The organism is Anatilimnocola floriformis (assembly GCF_024256385.1).
In the GTDB taxonomy this organism is placed as follows: Bacteria; Planctomycetota; Planctomycetia; order Pirellulales; family Pirellulaceae; genus Anatilimnocola; species Anatilimnocola floriformis.
In genome coordinates, this window is record NZ_JAMLFW010000002.1 from 1952556 (window position 1) to 1978873 (window position 26318).

General features: G+C 58.9%; 24 protein-coding genes. 11 read left to right on the plus strand and 13 right to left on the minus strand.

Going from position 1 to position 26318, the window contains the following annotated elements:
* Positions 1-53 precede the first annotated feature (53 nt).
* Genes M9Q49_RS32340 through M9Q49_RS32350 form a run of 3 tightly spaced genes read left to right on the plus strand, consistent with a single transcriptional unit; the run spans position 54 to position 2342 of the window.
* Positions 54-1163, plus strand: coding sequence for a hypothetical protein (locus M9Q49_RS32340; RefSeq protein WP_254513443.1), 1110 nt, complete (start codon positions 54-56; stop codon positions 1161-1163).
* Positions 1164-1190: 27 nt separating this feature from the next.
* Positions 1191-1478 (plus strand): DUF1232 domain-containing protein, encoded by a 288-nt coding sequence (locus M9Q49_RS32345; RefSeq protein WP_254513444.1) that lies wholly within the window; start codon positions 1191-1193, stop codon positions 1476-1478.
* Between the two features lie 3 nt (positions 1479-1481).
* Positions 1482-2342 carry a phosphorylase family protein gene (locus tag M9Q49_RS32350; protein WP_254513445.1) on the plus strand — a complete coding sequence of 287 codons (861 nt, stop codon included), beginning with the start codon at positions 1482-1484 and terminating at the stop codon, positions 2340-2342.
* Between the two features lie 19 nt (positions 2343-2361).
* On the opposite strand, the gene M9Q49_RS32355 is transcribed toward M9Q49_RS32350, so the two are convergent.
* Entirely contained in the window at positions 2362-2961 is a 600-nt protein-coding gene (locus M9Q49_RS32355) for a hypothetical protein (RefSeq protein WP_254513446.1), read from the minus strand.
* A gap of 356 nt (positions 2962-3317) precedes the next feature.
* On the opposite strand from M9Q49_RS32355, the gene M9Q49_RS32360 reads away from it, so the two are divergent.
* From M9Q49_RS32360 to M9Q49_RS32370, 3 genes are all read left to right on the plus strand, one after another.
* Entirely contained in the window at positions 3318-4745 is a 1428-nt protein-coding gene (locus M9Q49_RS32360) for a VWA domain-containing protein (RefSeq protein ID WP_261365345.1), read from the plus strand.
* A gap of 195 nt (positions 4746-4940) precedes the next feature.
* Positions 4941-6689, plus strand: a complete 1749-nt coding sequence (locus tag M9Q49_RS32365; protein WP_254513448.1) for a DUF1598 domain-containing protein — start codon at positions 4941-4943, stop codon at positions 6687-6689.
* 442 nt (positions 6690-7131) lie between these two features.
* A complete protein-coding gene (locus M9Q49_RS32370) occupies positions 7132-7626 on the plus strand; it encodes a hypothetical protein (protein WP_254513449.1) in 495 nt (164 codons plus the stop codon).
* Between the two features lie 208 nt (positions 7627-7834).
* On the opposite strand, the gene M9Q49_RS32375 is transcribed toward M9Q49_RS32370, so the two are convergent.
* Positions 7835-8308, minus strand: coding sequence for a DinB family protein (locus tag M9Q49_RS32375; RefSeq protein WP_254513450.1), 474 nt, complete (start codon positions 8306-8308; stop codon positions 7835-7837).
* Positions 8309-8351: 43 nt separating this feature from the next.
* Positions 8352-8573: a hypothetical protein gene (locus M9Q49_RS32380; RefSeq protein ID WP_254513451.1), complete on the minus strand. Its 222-nt coding sequence runs from the start codon at positions 8571-8573 to the stop codon at positions 8352-8354.
* Positions 8574-9072: 499 nt separating this feature from the next.
* Here M9Q49_RS32380 and M9Q49_RS32385 point away from each other — a divergent pair, with 499 nt between their 5' ends.
* Entirely contained in the window at positions 9073-9636 is a 564-nt protein-coding gene (locus M9Q49_RS32385) for a hypothetical protein (RefSeq protein ID WP_254513452.1), read from the plus strand.
* Between the two features lie 13 nt (positions 9637-9649).
* Here the strand turns inward: M9Q49_RS32385 and M9Q49_RS32390 are convergent, their stop codons facing one another.
* A complete protein-coding gene (locus tag M9Q49_RS32390; protein WP_254513453.1) occupies positions 9650-10762 on the minus strand; it encodes a HEAT repeat domain-containing protein in 1113 nt (370 codons plus the stop codon).
* Positions 10763-10790: 28 nt separating this feature from the next.
* Positions 10791-11708 (minus strand): UbiA-like polyprenyltransferase, encoded by a 918-nt coding sequence (locus tag M9Q49_RS32395; protein WP_254513454.1) that lies wholly within the window; start codon positions 11706-11708, stop codon positions 10791-10793.
* A gap of 143 nt (positions 11709-11851) precedes the next feature.
* Here M9Q49_RS32395 and M9Q49_RS32400 point away from each other — a divergent pair, with 143 nt between their 5' ends.
* From M9Q49_RS32400 to M9Q49_RS32410, 3 genes are all read left to right on the plus strand, one after another.
* The gene (locus M9Q49_RS32400) at positions 11852-12283 is read left to right on the plus strand and encodes a hypothetical protein (protein WP_254513455.1); all 432 of its coding nucleotides are present in this window, start codon (positions 11852-11854) and stop codon (positions 12281-12283) included.
* Between the two features lie 318 nt (positions 12284-12601).
* A complete protein-coding gene (locus M9Q49_RS32405) occupies positions 12602-12781 on the plus strand; it encodes a Flp family type IVb pilin (protein ID WP_254513456.1) in 180 nt (59 codons plus the stop codon).
* Positions 12782-12895: 114 nt separating this feature from the next.
* The gene (locus M9Q49_RS32410) at positions 12896-14536 is read left to right on the plus strand and encodes an HDOD domain-containing protein (RefSeq protein ID WP_254513457.1); all 1641 of its coding nucleotides are present in this window, start codon (positions 12896-12898) and stop codon (positions 14534-14536) included.
* Positions 14537-14601: 65 nt separating this feature from the next.
* Here M9Q49_RS32410 and M9Q49_RS32415 read toward each other — a convergent pair whose 3' ends face one another.
* The 4 genes from M9Q49_RS32415 to M9Q49_RS32430 form a co-directional block, all read right to left on the minus strand.
* Positions 14602-14772, minus strand: coding sequence for a hypothetical protein (locus M9Q49_RS32415; protein ID WP_254513458.1), 171 nt, complete (start codon positions 14770-14772; stop codon positions 14602-14604).
* Between the two features lie 340 nt (positions 14773-15112).
* The gene (locus M9Q49_RS32420; RefSeq protein WP_254513459.1) at positions 15113-15886 is read right to left on the minus strand and encodes an SDR family NAD(P)-dependent oxidoreductase; all 774 of its coding nucleotides are present in this window, start codon (positions 15884-15886) and stop codon (positions 15113-15115) included.
* Positions 15887-15986: 100 nt separating this feature from the next.
* Entirely contained in the window at positions 15987-17576 is a 1590-nt protein-coding gene (locus M9Q49_RS32425; protein ID WP_254513460.1) for an alkaline phosphatase D family protein, read from the minus strand.
* Between the two features lie 128 nt (positions 17577-17704).
* Complete coding sequence (locus tag M9Q49_RS32430) at positions 17705-19282, minus strand: alkaline phosphatase D family protein (RefSeq protein ID WP_254513461.1); 1578 nt, start codon at positions 19280-19282, stop codon at positions 17705-17707.
* Positions 19283-19531: 249 nt separating this feature from the next.
* On the opposite strand from M9Q49_RS32430, the gene M9Q49_RS32435 reads away from it, so the two are divergent.
* Positions 19532-21499: a hypothetical protein gene (locus tag M9Q49_RS32435; protein WP_254513462.1), complete on the plus strand. Its 1968-nt coding sequence runs from the start codon at positions 19532-19534 to the stop codon at positions 21497-21499.
* Here the strand turns inward: M9Q49_RS32435 and M9Q49_RS32440 are convergent.
* From M9Q49_RS32440 to M9Q49_RS32455, 4 genes are all read right to left on the minus strand, one after another.
* On the minus strand, positions 21496-22431 hold the full coding sequence (locus M9Q49_RS32440; RefSeq protein WP_254513463.1) for a transglutaminase-like domain-containing protein: 936 nt from the start codon (positions 22429-22431) through the stop codon (positions 21496-21498). The genes M9Q49_RS32435 and M9Q49_RS32440 overlap by 4 nt on opposite strands.
* 5 nt (positions 22432-22436) lie before the next feature.
* Entirely contained in the window at positions 22437-23975 is a 1539-nt protein-coding gene (locus tag M9Q49_RS32445) for a hypothetical protein (protein WP_254513464.1), read from the minus strand.
* Between the two features lie 12 nt (positions 23976-23987).
* Positions 23988-25334 carry a DUF1501 domain-containing protein gene (locus M9Q49_RS32450; protein ID WP_254513465.1) on the minus strand — a complete coding sequence of 449 codons (1347 nt, stop codon included), beginning with the start codon at positions 25332-25334 and terminating at the stop codon, positions 23988-23990.
* Positions 25335-25553: 219 nt separating this feature from the next.
* On the minus strand, positions 25554-26294 hold the full coding sequence (locus M9Q49_RS32455) for a PIG-L family deacetylase (protein WP_254513466.1): 741 nt from the start codon (positions 26292-26294) through the stop codon (positions 25554-25556).
* Between the last annotated feature and the right edge of the window lie 24 nt (positions 26295-26318).

Genomic DNA, 26318 nt, shown 5'->3' on the forward strand with positions numbered 1-26318 from the left:
AGGGCAACTGCGGCATAATGCGGGTCTACTCAGCTACTGGCCGGGGTGTTTTTATGTTTTCCGCGCATCTGACTCGCCGCGATTTGCTGCTTTCCGCCGCGGCGGCGACGTTTTTTGTTTCCAGCGGAGAATACGGCCTCGCTCAAGGTCTGAAAGATTGCGAAGACTGCGGCGGAATTGGCTTTTTGCCGATGCAAAATCGCAAGCCTTATTTTCATATCGAGGGTCAGCCGGCTCCCAAAGCTGCCGATGCGGTGCCGCATCGCTACTGTCCGAAATGTCAGCCGGACAAAAAAGACGCGGATCTTGTGGAAGAGCAGGTCGCTCGGTTGAAAACGGCCCAGGATGCTCACAAAACCTGGGAAAAAGAATTCGGCTCGCCGCTAGTGCGGATTGAAACGAGGCATATCACCGTTCACACCCAAGTGCCTCTGCCAGAATGCAAGGAAGTTGGCCAGGGCTTTGAAAACTACGCAGCCCACGTGCAAAACCTCACCGGCACTATGGAATTGACGCGCAGCCGGCCCGAAAACTACGAAATGATGAGTTTGTTGGGGCAGCCGGCGTACAACAAGTTTCGCGAAGTGATGGAAAAGCTCTTCACGCCGGAGCAGCGGGGCGAACAATGGTCGTCGGGCCGCAGTGTGATGGCCTTCGACCATCCGCTGATCCCGGTTTTTTATGAAAATCAGCCCACTCTTCGTCAACGGCCGCCCGCCCATGGGGTCGCTTTCATCGGCGGCCGCAAGCAATTGAGTTTGCAAACCGACGGAAAAACGCCTCTTTGGTTGGCCGAAGGGTATGCGGAGTACAGCGAGTACGTCGCGCTCAAGAAGAATTTGTGGCATACGGTCTACAACGCCAATCCGGCCCCGGTTCCCGGCGATTGGGTTTCGCAGCTGCGGCAATTGGCCGTGGCCAAGCAACTTCGGCCTTGGTCGGAGCAGATGACACGCGATTTGCGGTCCTGGGAAGCGGCCGATTATCTGCAAACTTTTGGGATGGTGACTTTTCTTATCCAGGCGGAACCGAAAAAATTCCTCAGCTTCACGCGCAAGTTGCGCGAGGGGGCCAGCGATACGCAGGCCCTGGAAGAAGCGTACAGCAAAAAGCTCACGCAACTCGAAATCGACGGCAATAAATGGATCGCCAGCCGTCGCTAGGGCGAATCCGCTAATCTGGAACTTGAAATGACCACTGCTGAACCGCAATCGCCGCAACCGATCACGCCGATTAGTTCGATGACTGGCAACCTAGTTTCCGTCATCGGCCTGGTTTTGGCCGGCATTTACCTGGCCAATCCTACGGCGGGGATGGATTTCATTCCCGATTTTCTCCCCGGCGTTGGCAATATCGACGAAGTGGTCGCGACGACCATTTTTCTGACGTGCCTTAGTCGGCTGGGCATCAACATTATTCCGCATCAACTGCCGCAGCGAAAATCGACCGTTGTCGAATCGCATGTGGCGAAAGACTGATTCATGCTCTTACGCTGGCTGGTGAACAACTATTTGCGCGATGCTGCCGAACAAGTCGTGCGGCAAACGATCAACGATGTGACGTCGCCGCGGGGCGAACCAACTGGTGACGTGGTCGAGGGATCGCTCGCTGACGAAGATCTGAGTTGCGAAATCGCCGTAATTTTTGCCCTCGGCATCGAAGCTGGGCCGCTGGTCGACAAATTGAAAGATGCCGCGACTACCCGCCGGCCAGAACTGATCGAACATGCCGGCTCGCTTGCCAACCGCCTGGCCGTGATCGCCGAAGGTGGTGTTGGGCAAAAATCGGCCGCGGCGGCAACTCGCGAAATCATTGGGGCCTACGAACCAAAGTGGGTGATTTCGGCCGGCTTTGCGGGTTCGCTTTCGAGCGAAGTTCAAAAAGGTCATCTGCTGATGGCCAATTCGGTGGTCAATTCCGCCGGCGAACACTTAGAAATCGAGCTCCGCATGCAACCGCAGCCCCGGCTGCACACCGGCCGACTAGTAACCGTCGATTCGATCATTCGCACGGCTGCCGAAAAAAAGGCGCTCGGCGAAAAGCACCACGCGATCGCCTGCGACATGGAAACCTTTGCCGTCGCACAGGAATGCGCGCGGGCGAATACGAAATTTCTCAGCGTGCGGATCATCAGCGACGGGCTCGCGGATGAATTGCCCAAGGAAGTCGAGCAGCTGTTGCAGGAAAAGAACTTTGCCCGGCAGGCAGGCCGGGCGATTCAGGCACTCATGAAGCGGCCGTCGGCGGCGCTCGATTTATGGAAACTACGCGACGAAGCGCATAAAGCCGCCGATCGTCTGGCGAAATTTCTGCTGCAGGTGATTCCGCAATTGCCGGCCTAGTCGGTCCAAACGCGGCAAACTACTGCGCCGCGTGCTTGGCTGCCAGCACTTCTTCGAGTTTCGTAACGAGCTCGTCGGCCGTGTGGGCCTTATTCGTCGGCAAGGCAAAATCAGCCGTGCGCGGATCGGCGGCCAAACGCTTCGAGATCTTTGCGAGTTGCTCGGCAGTCTGCAGTTGTTGCAGTTGGGCCGGGCCATCTTTCGCTGCGATGATGGTGTCGATCAACTTGCGGCCATCGGGCGACCAGCTGAGGCGTTCGAGGCGATCGTAGGCTGTTTTGTCGGTGGCGATCTTTTTCATAAACGCCCGGCCCACCGGTGTTTTCAGCCGGCCGACGAGAAACGACGAATCCGAAAGCAGTGTCTCGACCAGATCTTCTTGATCATCGGGCTCGGTCACGCCGTCGGTCAGCAGTTTGCTGAACAGTGTTTCGACATCGCGGCGGGAAATCAGGAAACCGGGCGAGTAATAAGGATTCTTCGCCAGCGTTTGTTCGACCATGGTCCGCAGCTGCGCAGTAGTCGGCTTCTTCTTCTCAGTTTCCTTCGCTGCTTCCTTCACCGGGGTGTGCTGTGTCTGGGCCGGAGTTTTCGCCGGCGTCTTTCCTTGGGCGAACACGGGTGTAGCAACCAGCGCCAAAACGAGCCCAAGCGAGCAACGGCAAAGATGGCTTGAAGTGAATTTCGTCATGGCAATTGGTGCAGTCGGACAGATGGCGGATGGTTTGTAGCGATTGATGGGGAAATGACGCACTGACACGCGGAAGTTCCTCTCACAACGCTTGAGAAAATCTAGCTTGTTCTTTGCGGAATTCCGGCAAAGTTCTGAATTCGACATAGGTTTCAACTTAGAACGTCTGCCACACCCGCAGTTGTGTTTCTCATCTGGAATTACTGCCAAACGGGTTTCGGAAACGTTGTAGTGAAGCAAGTCTGCAACGGATTCAGCGCCGTCCAGCGCAGGGGAGATCGAAAATGTCTGCTAACGATCGTCGAAATCTCGTTTCTCGGGTAGCGCGGCGCAACCGTCGCGGAAAAATTGTCGTCATGACGGCCTTCCTCATGACCATGTTCATGGCCATGATCGCCTTCGGCGTCGATGTGGGTTACATCGCTGTCGCTCGCACCGAAATTCAAATCTGCACCGATGCAGCCGCCCTCGCGGGAGCTTCCGGCCTGGTCGATGGTACGACCGAGGCGCAAACCCGCGCGAACGCTTACTTGTCGAAGAATAAAGTCGCCGGCCAAACGCTGGGCACTTCGAACGCGGCGATCGAGTTTGGTGTGTGGAGCGACACCACTCGCGTCTTCACCCCCGGCGGCAGCACCACGCCGAACGGCATTCGCATCAATACATCCCTCTCGAGCGTGCCGCTCTTCTTCGGCAAAGCTCTGAATCGAAACAGCTTTGATGTCAGCGCACAATCGATCGCGGTCTATCAGCCGCGCGATATCGTGCTGGTGCTCGATTACTCGGGCTCGATGTCGTACGACAGCCAATTCCGCAACATGAGCCTGGTTGGCAAATCGGCCATCGAAACCAACCTAGCCCAGATGTATACGCAGCTCGGCGCCACGTTTGGAACCTTGCCAGCCACGGCAACTACTTACGGCACGACCAGCACCAGCAACAGCACGATCAAGTCGAACTTCAAGCTCAACACCATCAGCTATCCCTATCCGGTTGGCTCGTGGGATGAGTACATCGACTATGTGCAGACGGATAGCACGCTGAACTCGGCCGGTTACCGGTGCAAGTACGGCGGCATCACGTTCGTGTCGTATCTGCTCGCCCTGCGCGATGGTTACAACGAAACGCCGGTGCTGTGGAAGACGAGCGAACAACCTCTGACCGCTCTCAAAGATGCTGTCGATGCGTTCCTCGCTTATCTGACCACCAACAGCACTGACGACCGCGTCGGCTTTGCGATCTACACCTCGAGCGACAACACGGCTTTGCTCGAACAATCGCTGACCAAGACCTACACCAATGTTTCGACCAAGGTTCGCCAACGTCAGTCGGGGCACTACGTCGGCAGCACCAACATCTCGGCAGGTTTGACCAAGGGACGTTTGGAACTGCAGAACAACGCTCGCGTTGGCGTGGCCAAGCTCATCATTCTGATGACCGACGGCGAAGCCAATTTGCCGACCGGCAATGCGACCACCGATAAGAACAAGGTGTTGCAAGAAGCGGCCCTGTGCTCGGCGGCCAAGATCCCGGTCGTGACCATCACCGTCGGTGCTGGCGCCGATACCGATCTGATGGCCAACGTTGCCACGACCACCGGCGGCGCCTCGTTCATCGTGCCGGGTGGCCAATCGATCGATCAGGTAAAAACGCAGCTGGAACAGGTCTTCAGCAAGGTGGCCTCCGATCGGCCGCTGAAGCTGGTGCAGTAAAAGCGAGGAAAACTCGCAGTTTGAAACTCGGGCAGTTGGTCTCCACGAGAGCCCTCGTTCCTTCGGGAGCGGGGGCTTTTTTTCGTTGCCGGATGACGCTTTGGCAATCTTCGGCAATAAAACTTGACCGCCGCGCCGACCGCATGCGAGACTGATCTTCCGTAGGGGCTCCTCTTCGGAACAAAAGGTATTCTTATGGCGGCTCGACGTGTGCGCGCTCGCGCACTGTTGGCGGGCGGACTCTTTTTGCTGCTCGGCTCGGCATTTCAGCCCTACGCAGCGGCCCAATTTGTGGGCAATCCTCAAGACGGCAATCCTCAAAACAAAGTGCAGGCCCATCTCGCGGCGGGCGAATTCGGCCCCGCGCGAAATGCAGCCCTCGCTGCCGGTAACGCCGGTGTTCGCGATCGCCTGCTGGGCGACATCGCCGCTGCGCAAAGTCGCGCGGGTGCGCAGCAAGGCTCGTTGGCGACAGCCACCGACATTGGCAGCGACGTCGTTCGCAGCGGCGCGCTGCAACAAATGAAGAACTCGCGCTGGTTCGGCCGCGGCGGTGGCGTGAAAGCTGACTTCGATCCACTCATCGATTTGATTACCTCGACGATCGAACCCGACAGCTGGCAAGACGTCGGCGGGCCTGGTTCGGTCAGTGGTTTCGATGGCGGCGTGCGCGTCGATTCGCTCGGTCTTTTGCGGCGGATCCCGCCGCGCACCGATGCCGCACTCGAAAGCGTGCGACACTCGGCGAGCAAAATTGTCTCGACCACCAACCCGCGCAAGGCCGTGGCTCTCCGCAAGATTTCGCTCAATCGTCTCGAGCGCGAGCTGCAACTTCGCCAGGCCGCTGGTCTGCCGCCCGATGAAACGATGAAGCTTCTCGCCGGTTTGCAGCGCATCAAGTATGTGCTCGTCTATCCCGAAACGGGCGACATCGTGATTGCTGGTCCGGCCGGCGATTGGAAACAAGATTTCGAAGGCCGCTGGGTCGATACCGTCAAAGAACAGCCCGTTGTGCAGCTCGACGATCTGGTCGTCGCCTTTCGCAATGCCTTTGGTAAGGAAGGGAAATTCGGCTGCTCGATCAATCCGACCAAGCCGGGCCTGGCTGCGGCGCAGGAAGTGAACGATCGGTGGGCCAAAAAAGGTGGCATCAAATCGACTTCGCAGCGTGGTGACTTTCTCGAAGAGATCCGCGCCGGACTCGGGAAGCAAGACATTGTCGTGTACGGCATTGATCCGCAAACCCGCGCCGCTCGCGTGCTCGTTGAAGCCGATTACCGCATGAAGCTGGTCGGCATGGGGCTCGAAGAAGGGACGTTGGGAGTGACCAGCTATCTGAAAGCCCTCGATCCGAAACGGGATGATCTCGCCAACCTGAGCGTGCTCCGCTGGTGGTTCACACTCAACTACGATGCGCTCAGCGCCACGAAAGAGCGCGACGGCTTTGAGTTGAAAGGCCCCGGCGTGAAAGTGCTCAGTGAAAACGAAATGCTCACCGAGCAGGGCGACCGCGTGCACACCGGCCGCAGCAGCGAAGCCAACAGCGAATTTGCCGCCAGCTTTACGCGGCAGTTCGAGATCCTGGCGGCGAAGTATCCGATCTATGCCGAGCTGCGAAATGTCTTCGATCTGGCCCTCGTCGCCGCCGTTGTGCGCAGCCATGAGTTGCCCGAAAAGGTGAATTGGCACCTGACCCACTTTGGTCCCGATGGCACTTACGAGCCGCAGCTCGACGTCGCGCCGACCAAGGTCGACTCGGTGATCAATCACCGAGTCATCGACGGCAAACATCTGGTCGCCGGCGTCAGCGGCGGCGTGACGGTCGATGCCCGTTCGCTCGCCACCAGCGCGGCAGTGAAAACCGACGAGTACGGCGTACTCAAAGCCGAGCGCCGCACCAGCCAGCCGAAAGATCTGCCCCGCAATGGTTGGTGGTGGGATTAATCGACTGCTAATCGCCTGGGTGCTTAGGAGATTATCACGACCACGAAGCCCGCGACTGGAATCGCCAGTCACGGGCTTCACTCGTATAACGCCTGGGGCAGGAACCGCCGGGGTTATAATATAACCAGTTATATGGTTTCGTTTCGTGCGTAAGTCATTGCTGGGTAGTTCCTTAGCGTAGATCGGCAGCGAGCGTCTATAACACCTGATAACGACTCTCGTGGGCGATGTGCGACGAACTCGTGGTGTCGTTATAACCATGTAATAGCGATCTAATGACGGTGTGGTTGCTATCTCTATTCGACTTTCCGACCGCGCAGCCAGAACCGGCCTCGTCATGACGCTTGGTCAGCGGGGTCGTCGGTAGTGGACAAGTGTGCATTTTCGGTGGCTGGTAGTCAAGCGATTTTTGTTGCTCGCATTCAATGAAAGGAGCTGGCACGTGTCTCGCTTTGGTATCCAGCGCACGCTGTGGCTGCTCGTCGTTCTGGGGCTGGCCGGGAGTGCTCTGTCAGCCGAGCCAACTCCCTTGGAAAAAGTGCTGACGAAGAAAATCAGTTTCAACGCAGGGACCGGTGCGAAGGAATTCGCTTTTCGCGACTTGGCCGATGATGTGCAAAAGTTCGAGCCGACCTTTGCGATCGAAATTCGAGACAAGGATTTTCTGAACGAGGGCTTTACCAGGGTCAACCATCGCCTCGAACGGCGTTATGTCGATCAAACGGTGGCCGAGATCCTCACGGCTCTCGTGCTGCGCGAGAACCCCATCCCGAAAGTCAAGCCACACGATCCCGATCAAAAAATCGTCTGGGTCATTGCGGCCGATCCAGCCGACCCGGCCAAGCAGATTATCCTGATTACAACCCGCGCTGCGGCGAAGAAGCGGGGCGATAAGCTGCCGGAAGTGTTTGAGCGTTCGCCGACAGTCGAGCCGTAAGACGATAGATGTCCGCGGCCCCCACTGAGCTTGCTCAGTGGAGCCATGATTTTGCACTAGTTCGGCGATTGGGCGCGGGATTCGCCCCCACCGACCTTGGTCGGTGGAGCGGGTGATTTCGCCGTGTGACCGCAATCACGTGCTCCACCGAGCAAGCTCGGTGGAGTCATAACGCGACGTTGCCCCCTGCTTGAGAAACGCCTCGCGGCTACTTTTGCGGCAGCAACGCGACACCCGCGCGTTCGCCGATTTTTTCTAGATGGTGTCGCAAATGCACAACATAGTCGGCGATGAGAAACTCGAGTGTCACCGGTTCGTACGGCCCGATGATGCAGATTCGCGGCAGGGCTGCGGGGTTTGCATGGCGGATGAGGTGGGCCAGCAATTGGTTGTAGCTTGACCAAAGATCAACCAGCACTGGCCACGGCGCGGCCTGATATTGCGCCGCGGCCACCCATTGGTTTTGTTCATACTTGGGAAAGACGAGCTCGGCGGTAAATTGCGCCCGCACGAACCGTTGATGATTGTTGGCCGCGGAGTCGATCAGGTGGCCGAGAACTTCTTGGATGGTCCAGCGATCAGCGGCCGGACGATGGGCGATGATTTCGCCGGGCAGAATCCGCAGCCGAGGTTCGGCTGCGGCGATGATTTGCTCTAGCTCAGTGGCAGTCTGTGCGAGCATTCCTGTCTCAAAACTCGGAACTTAAGACGCAAAACCAAGCCGTTTAGCGGCGGTTGCTTTCGAACTTCTTGGCCAGCGACAGCGGCGTGGAGAGCCCAGTGTGGAGGCTTTCCAGATTGGCGAGTTGAGCCGTGATTGCGGCGTCGAAGGCGACCCAAGCCGGGTTCGTCGTGTCGTATTCGACGGCAGTTACTTGCACGGCGATGGCGGCCCGGGCGGCAGCTGTTTGCGGAGCTTTGTCAGTCTTCGGAGTTGGCTTGGTCATGGCTGGTGCTCCTTCAATCGAGCAGGAGAGGCTTTCTTCGCCACTGCTGGTTGGCAGTCTGGCGAATCTGCTTCCTGATTATGCAAGTGCGATGCCGATTCCGTTCGGATTTCAGTAGAAACGCCTTAAACTGATTGCCAGCAAGGGTTAATCAGCACTTGCTGGCCGCCTCGACCAGATCGACGGTAGCTGGCAGTGTTCCCAACATGCGACAACTGCCGTCTCTTTTTAGAACGGCAGGATTGTACGGGCGGTTAACTAGATTCCGTCCACAATTTGACAAATTCCAAATCGTGGTCAAGGGCGGCTTCGACACGAGCGCTGCAAGCCGCGAAGTTTGCCAAGGACGTGCGCGCTTTTCTCGCAAGACGCTGGTCAGCTTTTCAGCAATGCGCCGAAACCGCAGCAGCAACACAGCCGTCATACATTTGTGGGTCGAAACTGCCGGTCGGCGTACAATCACCGTCTGTTCTCACTTCCGCTGACTGGAGCTTTTGCGATGTTGTGGCGTTGTCTATTCGTGTTTTTGCTGGCGCTGATCGTCCTTCCCGCGCAGGCCGCCGATGAGCCCGCGGCCAGTCCGCTCACGGCGAAACTGATCGCCAAAAAGGACACCTACACCTTGGCTGCCGATCAGCAGGGCGAGGCCTTTCGCAAGAAGTTGGCAGATCCCAAGAGCGGCGAAGTCTACATGCCGCCAGCGGTCGATTTGATTTTGGAACTGACCAATCCCACCGATAAACCGATCACGATCAAGGTGGGCGCCGATTCGGGCGGGCTCGACCTCGAGTTGAAAGGACCGGGTGCGATCAGCATCAGTCCGCGGATCGCCATGACGCGCGAGTTTCGCGGAGGCAAGCCGCAAGAGATCGCTGCTGGCGCGACCTTCGAGATTCCGATTGCGAAGCTGTCGTACGGCATGCGCGGTGTGAGCAAGCAGGCTTTCTGGACCGAGCCGGGCGAATATGCCTTGGGCGTTAGCTATCGCTATCCCGGCAATGACCGCACGATCAGCAAGGTCACGGCCGAGCCGATCAAGGTCACGGTCGAGGCAGCCAAGTAGGAATCGCTGGCGACTACTTCAACCGGCTGACGAGTTCTTTAGCGGCGTCGCTGATCGTTTTGTCGGCGTCGCCCTGGGCTTTTTCGATGGCTGGCAGCACTTCCTTCGCGGCCGGCCCGAGGGCGGAGAGACAAGCCAGCGAGAGCTTCTTGGCGTTGGCATTGCCGGTTTCGAGCGCGGTGCGCAGCGGCGTGAGAGCCGGCGGGCCGATGCGAACAAGGGCTTCGGAAGCGGCGAGGCGGACGTCTTCGCTGTCGTCGGCGAGCGCCGCGGCCAAGTCGGGCGCAGCCGCTTCGGCTTTGGTAGCAAGACTCCGCAAGCGGCCGGTCGCGACAAGGCGAACGGAGGGCTTGGAATCTTTGAGCGCCTTCTGCAACAACGGCACGGCGGTTTCTGGCGAGGCAGCGACCTGCATGTAAGCAAAGATCGCGGCAGCGCGGACACGGTCGTCGCTATCACTAGTGGCGGCCTTTTGCAGAGCATCGGCGAACGGCGCACCCTTTGCGCCGAGCGTGCCGGCCAGGCGAGCGACGGCGGCGCGGTTTTCGGCTTTGGTTTCGTGTGTGGGATCGAGCAGCGTTGCCAGCTGCGGGCTGGCCGCGGCGATCTCTGCTTGTGGCAGTTGCTTCACGGCTTGGAAGCCGATGTTGCGGACGGTGGCATCTTTGTCGTCTAGCAGTTTCTTGAACGCAGTGACTTGCTCGGGCACGGCGGGATCGAACGAACTGAGGAGATGAAACGCCGCGCCGCGGCGAACTTCGAGCAGCGGATCGCCCAGCAGTGGCAACAGTTTTTTGGAAGCATCGGGGCCGAGGCGTTCGAGCTCGAGCGCGGCTGATTCGCTGATTCGCCAGCCGGCTTTGTCGGTGGGCTCGATGAGTCGTGCAGCCAGATCGCGGAGCGAGTTCTTTTCCGGCGCAGCCGTGGTCGCTGGCGTCGGCGGTTTTGGTTTGTCGACGCTTGGCAGTTTCGTGGGCGTCGGCTGAACTGGTGGTGGCGTGTTTGCCGGCTGAGCAGGCGGGACTGGCTGCGCGCTTTCGTTCACCGGCGCAACAGGCGGGGGCGAAGGTCGGCAACCAAGAAACAGCGCAACCGCAGCGCCGAGCATTATCCGCGAGACGTTCATCGAAAACTTCCTGGAGAGTTTGCAGCCCCTACATCAGCAGATCAATCGTGCCGACGATGAGCAATCCCAAGCTGATGATCGCGTTGACGTTGAAGAACGCCGCGTTCACGCGCGTCAGGTCGCCCGGTTTGACGAGTGCGTGTTCGTAGGTCAGCAACCCTGCCACCACCAACACACCGCTGCCATAGATCCAACCTAGCCCTATTTGCGGGCAGAGCAAGGGCAAGATCGCGAGGAGCACGAGCGTGACGAAGTGACACGCCGCGGCCAATCGCAAAGCCCCCGCCACACCAAGCCGAGCCGGCACACTGTGCAGCTTGGCCTGCCGATCAAAATCGGCATCCTGGCAGGCATAGATGATGTCAAAACCACTCACCCAAGCGAGCACGGCTAGACCGAGCAGCACAGCGGGCAAAATATCAAGCGGTTGGTGCAACAGAACCAATCCGCGAATCGCGATCCAGGCACAAACCGGCGCCAGCGCCAAAGCGACACCCAACCAAAAATGTGCCAGCGAGGTGAATCGCTTCGCATAGCTGTATCCCAGCAAAAACAACAGCACCGGCGCGCTCAGCACAATCGGCAACCAGTTCGGCAGAAACAGCAGAGTCCCCGCGCAGAAGATCGCGGAGGAAATCAGCGTGAACCAGATCACCGTCGGTAACGACAACAAACCGGCTGGAATGTGCCGCTGCACCGTGCGCGGATTCTTGCCATCGATATCGCGATCGACCAGGCGATTGAACGCCATGGCAGCGCTTCGCGCGCCGACCATGCAAATCAGAATTCCCAGCAAATGTTGCCAGTGAAACTTGGTATCGACCACGAGACCGGCCGGGACGCGCGTCGTCCACGCCATGATGGCCGCAAGCAGCGCAAAGGGGAGCGCAAAGATGGTATGGCTGAAGCGAATCAACCCAAGCAAATGACGGATCGTGGCGAACATGCTGCATTTACCGCAGGAACGGACCGAGGCTTCACTGCATTGTGGCCGCCGCGGCCGAAATTGGGAATGCCGCTGCCAGCAGCAGACGATAGCTAGAAGAACCACGCACGCAGTGAGTGCGGCATCGCTCGGGAAAGGACGCCATGAAACGTACGATCATCAAAGCCGCTTCCCTCGGGCTACTGCTCGGTGCGTTGGCTCTTCCTGCGCGGGCCGATTGGCTCAACTACATTGTGCGCACCTCGGGCCTGGCCTGGAGCGACGGCTATCACGCCTACGACCAGTGCCCGCCCAAGCAGAAGCCTTTTCACCAGTACTCGGTGATGCCAGGAACGACGACGTACGGCAATAGCCATGCGCCAGCGCACGAGCCGTATTACTTCGAGCTGAATAACAAACAGCAAGAGCAGGAAGCCATCCCCACGCCGGCCGGCATGCTTCCGGCCGCGCCGCAGACGACGGCTCCTAATCCGCAAGCGCAGTACAAACCGCGCAGCCGGTATTTTCAGGCGCTCGAGCAGAACACGCAGCAGCCTTTGCAAGCCCGACAACCCGCCACCACTCGGCCGTATTAAGCTCGTAGGCCGGACCATTGGTCCGTCCGCGCCGAAGTTCGCCTTGCTTGACCAACAATCACTCGCAGTTCAAGACGGACCAATGGTCGTCCTACGAACCCCCATCTTCGTACGAAGTTTTCAACTTCTTTTGCCCACCCATCAACCATGACCTAGAGTTTCATTGACAGACAGTGTTCTTTGCCGTGAATACGCAGTGCCATTTACTGCGGATACGCGGCGCGTTCTTCACACTGTCTGCTTTGACTCCCCGGCTGCGATTGCCTGCGTGCATCTCGTCGCCGATCTATTCTTCGTTTTGGGTAAAGGGCAAACACCATGAGCAAAATGTTGCTCCGCTTGTTATGGGATGAAGACGGACCCACCGCCGTGGAATATGCGGTGATGCTCGCCCTCATCGTCGGTGTGTGCGTCGCGGCCATCACGTTCCTCGGAACGCAGACCAACGCCGCCTTCACCGATAGCAAAAACAAAATCAGCACTGCGATGGGCAGTTAAGTTTTTATTCGGCCGTGACTTCGGGACGCTCGGCTGCTGCCCACGACGTATGCTTTGCTAGTCTCTTGTAGCCCTAGCGAAGACACCTGCGTACTCGCAGCCGAAGACACAGCCATGCAGCCGAAGCTCAGTCCTCTCGATCGACTGGCCCACCAGGCCGAACAACTCTATTCACTCCCCGCGGTCGCGCTCGAAGTGTTGCGACTGGCGGGGCAACCGCAAGTCGATCCGCGGCAAATCAAGCTCTGTCTCGAAAGCGATCCTGCGCTCTCCGCTCGCATTCTCAAGGTCGTCAACAGCAGCCTGTTCGGCCTCAGTCGTCAGGTCAGCGATCTGCAACAAGCCATCGCCCTGCTCGGCCTCAAACCGCTCAAGGCTTTGCTCCTCGGCTTCAGCCTGCCGCCCCAATTGCTCGAAAGCGAACACACCGCGGCCTTGCAAAAGTACTGGCAACACTCGTTGCTGAAGGGACTCGCCTGCCGCTTGCTCGAACAACACGTTGCGCCGACCGACGATGAAGAAGCCTTCGTCGCCGGACTGTTGCAAGACGTCGGTGTGCTCGCGCTGCTGCAACAACTGGGCGAGAACTACGCCAGCCTCTATTTGCAATGCGAAGAGCGCAGCGAAAATCTGCTGCAAACCGAATCGGTCACGCTCGGCTTCGATCATCTCGCGCTCAGTGCGCGACTGCTGGCCATCTGGCGATTGCCGACGCTGCTGTGCCAGGCCGTTGCCGTGCCGCCGCTGGAATCGGCCGTTGCACACGCGCCGTCACTGTGTCGGCCGTTGTGCCAGATTCTGCACTTAGCTGAACTGCTGACTTGCTACATCGAACAACCGAGCGAAGGCGATCTCGCCCGCCTACTGATGCTCAGCGAGCGCTACTTCAATCTCGGACCAGTTCGTTTGCACGCTTTGCTGACCGAACTAACGCCGCACTTCGAATCACTCGCGAAAACGCTCGCTGTGGAACTGCCGAGCGGTCCAAGCTCGCAAGAACTATTGCTTGCCGCGCATCGCCGCCTTGCCGCGATCACCACCGAGATGGTACCGGAACTGCTCGCCGCCCAGCGACAAACCGACGACGGCGCCGCGCTCGAAGCCATTCTCAATACCACGCGCGAACTGCAACACACGGCGGCGAGCGCAACGCGATTGCACGTTGAACACAAGCTGGCCGAACGTCGTGCCGACGGCGCGAGCGAGATTCGCTCGCCGCTCGTGCCGCCGCGAAAACCTTCGACACCGCCATCGACGAGTTCCGCCGCGCAAAAAGCCGCCGCCGATCCCGGCCTGATCGGCCGATTGTCTGGCGTGCTGCAAACCTGCCGCCAACAGCGGACACCGGTCACGCTCGCGCTACTTCAGATCGATCATCTCTCCGACGCGCAATTCCTCTGTGGCGTGCCGACATCGTTGTTATTCCTCGAACGCTTCCGCCGTCACCTCGCCGAAGCCACCGGCGGCCTCGGCCCCTGCCTGCAACTCAACAGCGGCCACTTCGCCCTCCTCTGGGGCGACTGCACCCGCAGCGACGCGCTGGCCACTCTCCGCACCGTCCAACAATCGCTGCCAGCCTGGCAAGAAGAATGCATGCCCAGCGACAACGTCCACTTAAGCCTCAGCGCCGGCGTCGCGACGCTCGCGCTACCAAGTCGCAACTTCCCACCACAAGAACTCGTCACTGCAGCCGAACGTTGCCTCGACGCCGCGAAACTCGCGGGTGGAAACCAACTCAAGAGCATCGAGTTGTAGACGCACCGACTGTCGACTTTCGGTCTCCGAAAGTTGAATGCAAGTGACTCGCCGGCGCCGAGCGACTAGTCCTCTTCGGACATCAAGAGAAAAGCTCGCCCCGTGTCGATTCGGCGAATCGCCGAGAACCACCAAATTAGCCTAGCGCGACAATAGACGAGTAACGCGCCGTTCGTGGTGAAGAGTTGTACGAACTCAGTTCCTAAGCGATTGGCGGTGAGGGCAGAACGGTCCATCAGGTATTCAGGCTGTGACGGCCACCGCAGCGCTACGGCTGGAGCGCCGACTCTTCCAACAGCATCGCACAGCGCGGGTTCACCATCTGTTAGTTGCCAAGACAGAATTTCGTCTGCCACGAACACATGCAGGAAGAGTCCATTCGAAAAGCGTATGACGCACGCAGTGTCAGTCCAGCATGCGTCTTCAATGTGCGAGCCGAGCAGTCGCGCGGTATCGGCCTTGGCTTTCGATTGCAGAGGCGCGTTCAGCACGCCGGCGATTGCGCCCGCGAAACTGTCATAGGTTTCGCGTAATGGATAAGGGTCAACCGGGATTATTCGCACGCTAGCATCCCAATTAATCAAACGTCCGGCATAACATTCCGCCATCGGCGGAAACCGTAGTTCCGGTAATGAATGCTCCCGCGTCGGTGCACATCATCATGACCGGGCCGACCATATCGGTGACCGTACCCCAACGTTTCACGGCCGTGCGGTTGGCGAAGATTTCTTTCTGCGCGGGAGAGAGAAGGCTCATCGGCAGATCGGTGGCAACCGGTCCCGGCGCGAGGCAGTTGACGGTGATGCCACTTGGGCCGAGCTCGAGTGCTTGGGCGCGCGTCATGCCGATGAGGGCGGCCTTGGTGCCGGAGTAGAGTCCGCGACCGGCATTGGAGGCGAGGGCCATGACCGAGGCGGTGTAGATGATGCGGCCCCATTTCCGCTCGATCATTTGCGGGGCGAGGTACTTCGAGAGCAACATACAGCTGGTGAAGTTGAGTTCGAGAATCTGATCCCACACATCCATTGTCGTATCGACCAAATTTTGCGGACGATTGCTGCCGGCGTTGTTGAACAGCACGTCGACGCGGCCGAATGTGGCCAGCACGTCATCGGCGAGCTTTTTCACTTGGGCTCGGTCGTTCATGTCCGAGACGAAGTACTCGACTTTGACGTTCAGCCCTTCGCCAATTTCCTTGGCAGCTGCGCGGAGTTCATCTTCATGACGAGCGCTGATGGCGATGTTGGCGCCGGCCTCGGCCATGCCACGGGCGCAGGCCTTACCGATTCCCTTGCTACCGCCGGTGATGAGCGCAGTCTTGCCTTGAAGGTTGAAAAGTTCTTTGAGCATGGCGGGATCCTGAGTGGAGGGAATGCGGTGAAATCGAGCGGATTATCGTGCGCTCAATTCGCTCCGCATTCAAGTATCCCGTGTCGCTCTTCGGCGAGGACTACGCCGTCTCGACGCCGGCTTTTCCGCTCTCCACCACAAACGACGCACGGGTGAGAACCTCGCCGCCCGGCTTGGTGACGACCGGAACGACTTGATAATCCGATCGCCATTCCTTGTCGGTCACGTGGCAGCGCACGTAGCCTCGCTCGGTGTTGAAAAATTTCACGAAGGGATTTTCGCTCATGGTGCTAGCGTGATCCTTCGGCTTATCGACGCCGTCGCCACCGGACGAGAGCGAGGTGCCGACGAATTCGCTGGCCACGACGCGCGAGTCCAGATCGTCGAAATCGGCGATCAGGTTGTTCGCCCAGTTGCTGTGAATGTCGCCGGTCAGCACGACCGGGTTTGGGATCTTCTGCTCGTGCAGGAACTTGAGAATCCGTCGGCGATTCATTTCGTAGCCAGGCCATTGATCCATGCTGTAGCCGTGCTTCTCGTCCGGCACGCGATCGACCCGGGCCATCATCACTTGCTGAGCGAGGATGTTCCACTGCGCTTGCGAGCTCTTTAGCGATTCCTTCAGCCAGGCTTCCTGCTTGTCGCCGAGGATGGTTTGCTTCGGCGAGAGAGCCTCCTCACCTTGATCCTTACGGCCGTCGCCGTGCGGTTGATCGCTGCGATATTGTCGCGTGTCGAGCACGCAGAACTCGGCCAATCGGCCGTAGGAGACGCGGCGATAGAGCAACATATCGGGCCCCTTCGGCAGCGTGGCCCGCCGCAGCGGCATGTGTTCGTAATAGGCTTGATAGGCCCGCGCGCGCTGCGCTAGGAACTTCTCGCGCGTGGGCGGAGGATTCTTTCCCTTGCGCTCTTCGGGAATATCGGCCGAGTAATTATTTTCGAACTCGTGATCGTCCCAGGTCACCAGCCAGGGCGCTGCCGCGTGCATCGCTTGCAGATCTGTGTCGGACTTGTACTGAGCGTGTCGATTGCGGTAGTCGGCGAGCGTGAGCAACTTGCCGCCGACGTGCTTGCGCAGTTTCTTTTCTTGGCCGGCGCCTTCGTAGATGTAATCGCCGAGATGAACGACCAGGTCGAGGTCATCCTTCAGCATGTGTTCGTAGGCGGTGAACAAACCACTTTCGAAATGCTGGCACGATGCGAACGCGAACTTCAGCTGCTTGGTCGTTGCTTCGTGAGTCGGGAAGGTCTTGGCTCGGCCGAGCGGACTCTCATCCATGCCGACGCGAAAGCGGTAGAAGTACCAACGATCCGGCTGCAGGCCTTCGACCTCGACGTGTACCGAATGGCCCCACTCGGGAACGGCTGAGGTCTTGCCGGTTGCGGTGATCTTGGCGAACTTTTCGTCCTCGGCCACTTCCCACTGCACCGCGATCGGCTCGTTCGGCAGGCCGCCGCCGTTCAGCGGATCGGTGCAAAGGCGGGTCCAAATCACGAAGCCAGTGGGGGATGGATCGCCCGACGCCACGCCGATTTGAAACGGATAATTTTCGTTCTTCAGCCGGGTTAGTTCGATGCTTTGCGCGCGATCGGCCCAGAGTGCGGCCGCGGCCAGAGAAGTGCCTGTCGCGAGAAACGAACGGCGGGAAGCGGGTTGGTCGAGATACGGAAAGAGCCAGCTTTTCATCGGAGGGATCCAGTCAGGCGGGAACGCAATCGTGCAAGTATCAATCGAGCGAATATGAATGAAGAAAGCGAGAAGAAATGTCATTCGTTGGAAGAAGCGGTCAGCCGCACACGGTCCGTCGAAAGGAGTTACGCTTTCTCCACGCCGGGCTTGCCACTTTCCACGACGAACGAAGCCCGTGTCACCACCGGCGAACCGGGCTTCGACACGATCGGCACCGTTTGATAATCGGTCCGCCATTCTTTCTCATTCACCTGGCAGCGGACATAACCGCGCTCGGTGTTGTAGAACTTGACGAATGGATTTTCGCTCATCGTGGTCGCGTGATCGGCGGGCTTGTCGACGCCGTCGCCGCTCGAGGTGATCGACGTGCCGACGAACTCGCTTCCCACCACTTTCGAATCGAGATTGTCGAAATCGGCGATCAGGTTAGTCGCCCAGTTGCAGTGAATGTCGCCGGTCAGCACGACCGGATTGCTCACCTTTTGCTCGTGAAAATACTTCAGCACGCGGCGGCGATTCATTTCGTAGCCGGGCCATTGATCCATGCTGAAGCCGTGCTTCGGCCCGGCCGCGCGATCGACCTTGGCCATCATTACTTGTTGGGCGAGGACGTTCCACTGCGCGGTCGAACTCTTGAGGCACTTCTTCAGCCAGGTTTCTTGCTTCGTGCCGAGAATCGTTTGTTTCTGCGCGAGGGCTGCTTCTCCCTGCTCAATCCAACCATCGGCAACCTGATCGGCTCGGTACTGCCGCGTATCGAGCACATTGAAGTCGATGAGCTTGCCGTAGGACAAATTCCGATACAGCTGCATATCGGCTTCATTCGGCAGCTGTGCGCGCCGCAATGGCATGTGTTCGTAATAGGCCTGATAAGCGCGAGCCCGCCGGGCAAGAAACTGCTCGCGCGTGGGCGGTTGGGCTTTGCCGGTTCGCTTCTGCGGCACATCGCCGGCGTAGTTGTTTTCAAACTCGTGATCGTCCCACGTGACGATCCACGGCGCTGCGGCGTGCATGGCTTGCAGCGCCGAATCGGATTTGTACTGCGCATGCCGATTGCGATATTCGTTGAGCGTGCTCAGCTTGTCGCCGACGTGTTTGCGAACTCGGCCGTCCTGACCGGCGCCCTCGTAGATGTAGTCGCCGAGATGCACGACCAGGTCGAGATCATCTTTCAACATGTGCTCGTATGCCGTGAACCAACCGGTTTCCAAATGTTGACACGATGCGAACGCAAACTTCAGCGGCGTCGCTGCGTCTGCGGCGGGAAATGTCTTCGCCCGGCCGATGGGGCTCTCTTCCATGCCGACGCGAAAGCGGTAGCAATACCAATGGTCGGGCTTGAGGCCCTCGACCTCAACGTGCACCGAATGGCCCCAGTCGTGCGTGGCGGTCGTTTTGCCCGAAGCCACTATCTTGGCAAACTTCTCTCCCGGCGCGACTTCCCAATGGACCGTGACCGGTTCCTTCGGCATGCCGCCGCCGTTGAGCGGATCGGTGGCCAGCCGCGTCCAAATCACAAAGCCATCGGACGATGGATCACCGGCGGCCACGCCCAGCTGAAACGGATACTTCTTGAGCTTGGTGAGCGCGACCCCTTGCGCCCGATCGGCCCAGATTGCAGCGGCCGCCAGCGACGTGCTCGTCGCCAAAAAAGATCGCCGCGACGTCGGTTCATCAAGATACGGAAATTGCCAGCCGGGCATGATTTCACACCAGTTCACGCTTGCCGAAGTGCTACCGTCGTCGCCAGAAGTCCTTGCTGCTGCGACAGTATCGATTGACCGCTGCAGAGGGTCAACGAATTCTGTCTGGCATGTAATCGAAGACGGGGAGCGGCTCTTTTAAGGCTAGGGCCATCAAGGAAATTATTTTTTTAGATTCTTCGTGCGATCGGCAAATCTTTTCGCTCTAGGAGCGGTAATTGCTCCTCACCTCCTGCTGGTTGATCTGCCATGGCACACTCGCGTCAAAACCGCTCCACGTCTCGGCGTCTCTTTTTGGAACAGCTCGAAGGTCGCACGGTGTTCGCCGGCGGCCTGGGGCTGACTCACGAATTGCCGCCCGAGGGTTTTCAAGCCGCCGTGAAGCTGGAGATTGTCGATGTCGCCGGCAATCCGATTACGTCGGTGCGGGTCGGCGAGAAGTTTCGGGTGCTCGCTCGGCTGCTGGTGCCCGCGGGAACGGAACCGTTTGCTGGGGCCGCCGATGTCAACTTTCCGTCGGAACTCGTCGTGCCGGTAAATGATCCGCACGACTTCGGCTTGACCAATGCACGGATTCTGAATGGCGAGATCGATGAGGCGGCCAAGCTGGTCTATTGGACGAAGACGCCGGATATTTTTCTGAGTAAAACCTTCCAGGCGACCGCCGAAGGGACGATCACGTTTGTCTCGAGTGCGCCCGATCAGGTCGGTTCGGAGATCCTGTTTACGGGGCTGACCGATATCCTCGATTTTGCTGAAGTCAGCTTCGGCAGCGCGACAGTGGAAGTGGCCGGAGTGAGTGCGAATCCGATTCTGCCCGCCGATTTGCAGCCGGAGTTTCTCCGCACGAACCTGAAACGCATCGATTTCCAGTTGTACCGTGTTGCCGAGGAGTACGGGCAGCATCTGCAATCGGGCTCGCCCGAAGCTATTCAGTGGCCAAACTCGACGGCCAATGGCTGGATCTCGATCATCGCTCGCACCAATGAAGCGGGGCATTTTGGCACGGAAGCCGAGCTGCAGGCCTTGGCCGATAGTTTGGTTAGCGAGGTCGGCGCACAAATCGCCAGCACCGAAAAGGATGTCTCCGCTTGGATTCCGATTGCCAGGATTCGTGACTTGTCGAAAGTGACTGGCTTCACTTCGATCCAAAGGTGGCCGTCGTCGAAGTCGCCTCCCGCCGATCCGCCGGTGATCGACGATGTGCTACCGGAACCAACCGTGCCGCTGCCGCCGAATGCCGAGGCGGGTTACCTGGCCGAAGTGGAACTCGAAGTTGTCGATCTCAATGGCAACGTCATCACCACCGTCGAGATCGGCCAGGAGTTTCGCCTCCGTGCGCGATTGCTGGTGCCGGCCGGCACGCGCGCATTCTCGGGCAATGGCGATTTCCTCTTTGATGAAAACTTGCTCGATCTGCTACTCGATCGCGATGATCCAGGCCTGAAGCCGGCGATCATCCATCCGGGAGAAATCGACGAAGCGGGCCGGGTCATGTATCAGACGGCAGAGGGGACCATCATGCTGAGCGCGAAGTTTCGCGCAACGGCGACCGGCACCGCGACGTTCACTTCCAACCGAGCCGAAACCGACGGCTTTGAGATTCTTTACACCGGGGTGAGCGAGCATCTCGATCCGGCGAAGATCAAATACGGCACGACGACTGTGGAAATCGTCGCCGCGAGTGGGGCGACCAAAACGCCGCCGGTGGTTCCCCCCTCTAGTCCGTCGCCACCATCGCCAACCGTCGTTCGACCGGATTACGTGGTAATCGGCGCGATGCCTCCCCAGCCGGAAGTTCCTTTCGACGAGAATGGAGAGTTCGTAGACGTCGTTCCGGTGGACATCGGCGGCATGGAAACGGTCAAATACATTGGCGACTTCGTTTCGGTGAGTTTGGCCGAATCGCTGGAACAGCCGACACAAGCGCCTCTCGCGACTCTTCAGTTGCTCCCGTCGTTCGCAGCTGCTGCTGCGGCGGCGCGATTCGCATCAACTCCGACTGCATTGCCGGTCCGGTTGCCCGTGGCTAGTTCGTCGCCCAACCTCAATCTGCTGATCTTGCAAACCAAAGCCGATCGCAACAGCGCACTGTTTGCTGCCGACGTCGCGCCGTCGGGCGGGCATGCGATTGATTTGAAAGCTGCTCCGGAAGAAACGGAAACAGTCGAAGAGGAACAGCCGCCGAGCGTCGTGAAAACGGCGAGGAGTTACTAAGGCTTTTCGTCTTTCGGTTTCGACACCGGGCCGCGGCTGATCGTTGTAAAGGTGTCTTTCACCTTGGCGTCGCCGTTCACGGTGTTGTAGGCCCAGAAGTGATGCAGGTTGAGCACCGCGTTGCGCCGCTGCCGTTCCACGGCAAGGTAGATCGGCCGCAGATCGTTAAAACTGGTCGGAGTATCGAACTGCGCATAGATCGGGTCGAACGGCACCCAGCCGTACTCTTCAAAATAAACTTCGGCCCAGTCGTGCTTGGGCGTATCTTTGGTTGGGCCCAACAAATAGCCCGTGCAATTGCGGGCCGGAATTCCCTTCGCCCGGCAGAGAGTGATGAAGGCGTCGGAAAACTCGGTGCAGTCCCCTTTCTTTTCGTACAGCGACCGCAGCCCGCCGACTTCCTTTTCAATGTAAGGTTTCCGCTGCATGTTTTTCACGACGTGATCGAAACAGGCCCGCGCCACGGCCACACGGTCGTCGCCGCGCAGTTGCTTGGCGATGTTCTGGACAAACGGCGCATCCTTCTCAAGATACCGTTCATGCAACAACCATGGCGCGAGTGACTCGGTCGATTCTTTGCCGACTTGCGGCTTCGAGCGGACGGTAGCCAGGTCGTAGCGATAGATCTCGACGTCGAACGTAACGGTGAGCTTGGCTGGCACACCATCGAAGCGAAACTGCGCGTACCGCTGGCCATCCTTTTCGAACACGACTTGCGGCTCGGTCGAGTACTCGATCGCCAACACCTTTTGCCGCCGCGCTTCGGTCTTTGGCAGCAAGACATCGAGCGTCAGCAGTTCCACGTCCTCGCCGGTGATTTCAAACTTCAGCTCGGCGGCGAAATGGCCAGGTGCGAATTGGGCGCAGCAGTAATTGGCCGAGGAGCACAACAGCAAGGTGCATGTCGCCAACAGCCAGCGGTGAATCAGCATGCGAATTAATCCACTATCCACGCTTCGCCACTCTTCAAGCGAAAGCGAACGTTATGCAGGTCAATCCGCGATTTCCAAGTGAGCAGGCCCAGGCGGCCGCCGCGCCACCACGAGTCCGGCACGAGCGTATCGGCTGCGCCGGACCATTGAAAGTAAGGCTTGTCGTCGACCCTCACCACGCAAGCACACTGGCCATCCTTCTGATCACAGAAGAGTGACATCAAATGCGGTTTGCCATTCGGCAAGTTAGCTGGCGCTCTGCCTGTGCCATTCTCATGCGGATTCTTTCCCTTGATGTTGCCCATTCCGCTTGTCTCGCCGGCCAGGCAATCGTAGACGAAATGCGAATTGTTGCCCGGCAACGACAAGCCGACGCGAAACTGATCCGGTCCCCAATGGCGAGTCGAATGAACATGCAACTCGTAAGCGCCGTTCACCACAATCGGAAAATTGATGATGGCTAAGTCCATGTGACCTGTCTTGATTTGCCCCCGTTCACGCCGCCAGATTTTAGGATCTGCGTCAGCTCCCAGGCGCACAAAGTCGAGGAGTTCAAACCATTGATTCGTAGGAATCGGCTCGCCGGTTCGGTGAGCTTCGTCCAAGCGATTTTGCACCTTGCGTTTGTTGAGGGCCGCCAGATCTTTGATAGCGGGCTCATACCACTCCGCGCTGCGGGCGAGCAATGCATTTTTCACCAGGCCTTCGCGTGACTGCGCTTCGTCGTACCAGGCATCGCCCAGGGCGACCTGCTCGTCAGTAGTTTTTGCTCCGGCTAACTCTTTGCCGGCTAATTTTTGCAATGCCGAAGGTGGCCCAAGTGCAATCATTGGCAGGCCGCGAATCCAGTCCTTGCGATAGAAGCAGGCGTACTCGCCGCAAGTTGCATTCGCGGCAGGGTCGGCAGGTTTAGTCTCCAGCACCTTTTCGGCGAGTCGCAATTGCTCTTGAGCCTTTTGCCGGACGGCTAGTTTTTCTTGGCGGCTAACCCACTGTTTCACCGCGTCCGGATCGTTCGCTTTTTTGGCCGCGGCGAGAGCCAGATCAAGCATCTCTTTCGCTTCTGCCAGTTGATCGTCGCGAACGGATTCGAAATAAGCGACTGTCAGATAGCGCAGCAGCAATTGGCGTTCGGGAACCGTGCGAACCAGGGGCGAGATCTTCGCAAAGATCTCGCGTGTGAGTGTGTTCTCGTCAATTTGAAAGCCCTCGGCCGATAGACGAACGGCGTCGAGCGCGACATCAATGTCGCCGATCTTGGTCGAGATGTTGCGAGCGATTTCGTACAACGCAAATTGATCTGCCGATCCCGGTTTGCTTTGCTTCGCATCCTCCAGCATCTTGCCGGCGAGCTTCTTCTGATCGGCGGGCGTCTTGGCCGCTTCGTATTCTTTTTTGTAGACGTCGGCCACCAGCTTTTTCGCAGCCGTTACCTCCGCTTCGGGCGGAGCGGGTTTGCGCTCTTCGGCTGCATTCGCGATAGAAACGAACGAGACCGCGACGAGCGCAGAGAAACACAGCGCGATCAGCGAGCGAGTCAGCATGTGCTACTCCGCTTAAATCAATTCTTTGATCGGCTTCACACCTGGATCGACCAGATACTGTGGCCGGCCGCGGAAGTCGAACAGCCGCGGCGCGGTGGCAAGATTGATGCCCAGGTTGCGATAGAGGGTCGCGTGCACTTCTTCGAACGAAACAGGCCGCAGCACCGCTTCGCCGCCGAGACGATCGGTGGCGCCGATGGCCTGGCCGGTTTTCATGCCGCCGCCAGCGAGCAGCGCGCAGCTGACGCCCGGCCAGTGATCGCGGCCGGCGTCTTTATTGATCTTCGGTGACCGGCCAAATTCGCCCCAAGCGACCACGCTGGTGTCTTCGAGCATGCCGCGCTCATCGAGATCTTCGACGAGGGCCGAAACCGCCTTGTCAAAAATCGGCAGCTCTTCCTTGGCGTTCTTAAAGTTCTGGCCGTGCCAATCCCAGAAGCTGTAGTTGATCGTCACAACCCGCACGCCGGCTTCGACCAACCGCCGAGCCATGAGCAGATTCTGCGGCACACGTGGAGCGCCATCACCTTTGGCACGCGAGGCATCGTAGTTGCCATAGCGAGCGCGGGTCTTTTCCGATTCCTTGGTAATATCGAGCGCATCGAACAGCTGCGACGAAGTGAGAATGCCCATCGCCCGTTGCGTGAAGACATCGAGGCCGTCCATCGAGCGCGAGTTGTCCCACTGCCGGCGGAAGCTGTCGACGCCGGCCAGCAGGTTGCGACGGTCATCGAGCCGCGTGGCATCGATCCCTTGCAGCACCAGATCGTCACGACCTTCTCCCATCGGCCTGAAGGCGGAATGACCGAGGCCGAGGAAGCCACCGTGCGGCTCGTTGTATGGTTTGTGTTGCGTCACATAGCACAGGCTTACGAACGGCGGCACACCCGGCTGCGTCGGCCCTTGCAAACGCGAGACCGCGGAGCCAACGTGCGGCCAACCACCGGCTGGCGCGTTCGCGCTGAGATGACCCGTGAAGCATTGGTAGCCAGCGTGATCGTCGCGCGCACCGACAATGCTGCGGATCGGCACGAGCTTGTCCATGATCCGCGCCATGTTCGGCATCAGTTCACAGATCTCGATACCCGGCACTTTCGTCGGAATCGGATCGAACTCGCCGCGGATTTCCGACGGCGCGTCGACCTTGATTTCATACATATCCTGATGCGGTGGCCCACCACAGCAGTAGATCATGATGACCGACTTCTGCTTTTTCGGAGTTTGGCCGGCTTGGGCTTCGAGCTCGAGCAGATTCGCCAGCGACAACCCACCCAGGCCGAGCGCGCCGATCTTCAAAAAGCTCCGCCGCGACTGACCATTGCAGAGTCGGGCTTGTTGAGGACCAAGGAGGTTGAGCATGAGGAACTCGGCAGGCGGGAAACGAGAGGCGAGCGGGCGGGAATGCGACGATCCAACCTTTTATCGTCATATTTCGCCCCCGCCGATGCAAGAGCGCGCGAATAAGTTTGATTTACAAGCGGTTTGTGATCACCGTCATAACCCGCGGCGTAAGTCAGGGATCGGGCGAGAAAAGTCGGTTGCTTGGTCAGTGGACGCCGCGGGTTATGAAAATGCCGCCTAGACCTGCCCGAGTGCCGTCTTTACGAGATCAATCGCCCCCAGTGGCCGAACGCTGACGAAGGCTTCGCCGGCACGAAAGCCGCTGGCGGCGCCGGCGATCAGAGCGGCACCTTTGACGCGGTCGTAGACGTGGGCTTTCTCGGGCGGGAATTGCGTGGCATAGCAGGCGATGGCGGCCAGTTTGTCGTCAAGCGTATCGCCAATGTCGACGGTGAAGTTGCCGGGAAAACCGTTGAGCGTTTGCGGCTCAAAGGCGAGGCGAAAGTAGAGCTGCGAAATGATGGTGTGGACCGGCAGATGATCGAAATGGTCGTCCCACTTCGTGAGGCGGGCGTAAAAGATGGCCGCGTCGGTAATCTGCATCGCTTGCCAGTGATCGGGCGAAGCCAGGGGCGTTTTGTCGCCAAAGCCGATCACCACGCGCGGGCGATATTTGCGAAATTCCTTGGCGAGCGCAACACGGGCTTCGAACGTATCGAACAGCCGGCGGTTCGGTAGCTCCATCGTCACCCGCACGTGCACGCCGAGCTTATCAGCCGCAGCCCGCGCTTCGGCCAAGCGAACTTCGGGGCCGGGCGAACGCGGCGTTGGTTCACCGTCGGTTAGATCGATGATGCCGACGCGGTAGCCTTGCTTGACGAGCTTTGCGAGCGTTCCGCCACAAGCGATTTCGACATCATCGGGATGAGCACCCACGGCGATGACATCGAGTTCGGGCCATTGATCGAGGTTAGGCATAGGGAGCTGGGAGCTAGGAACTGG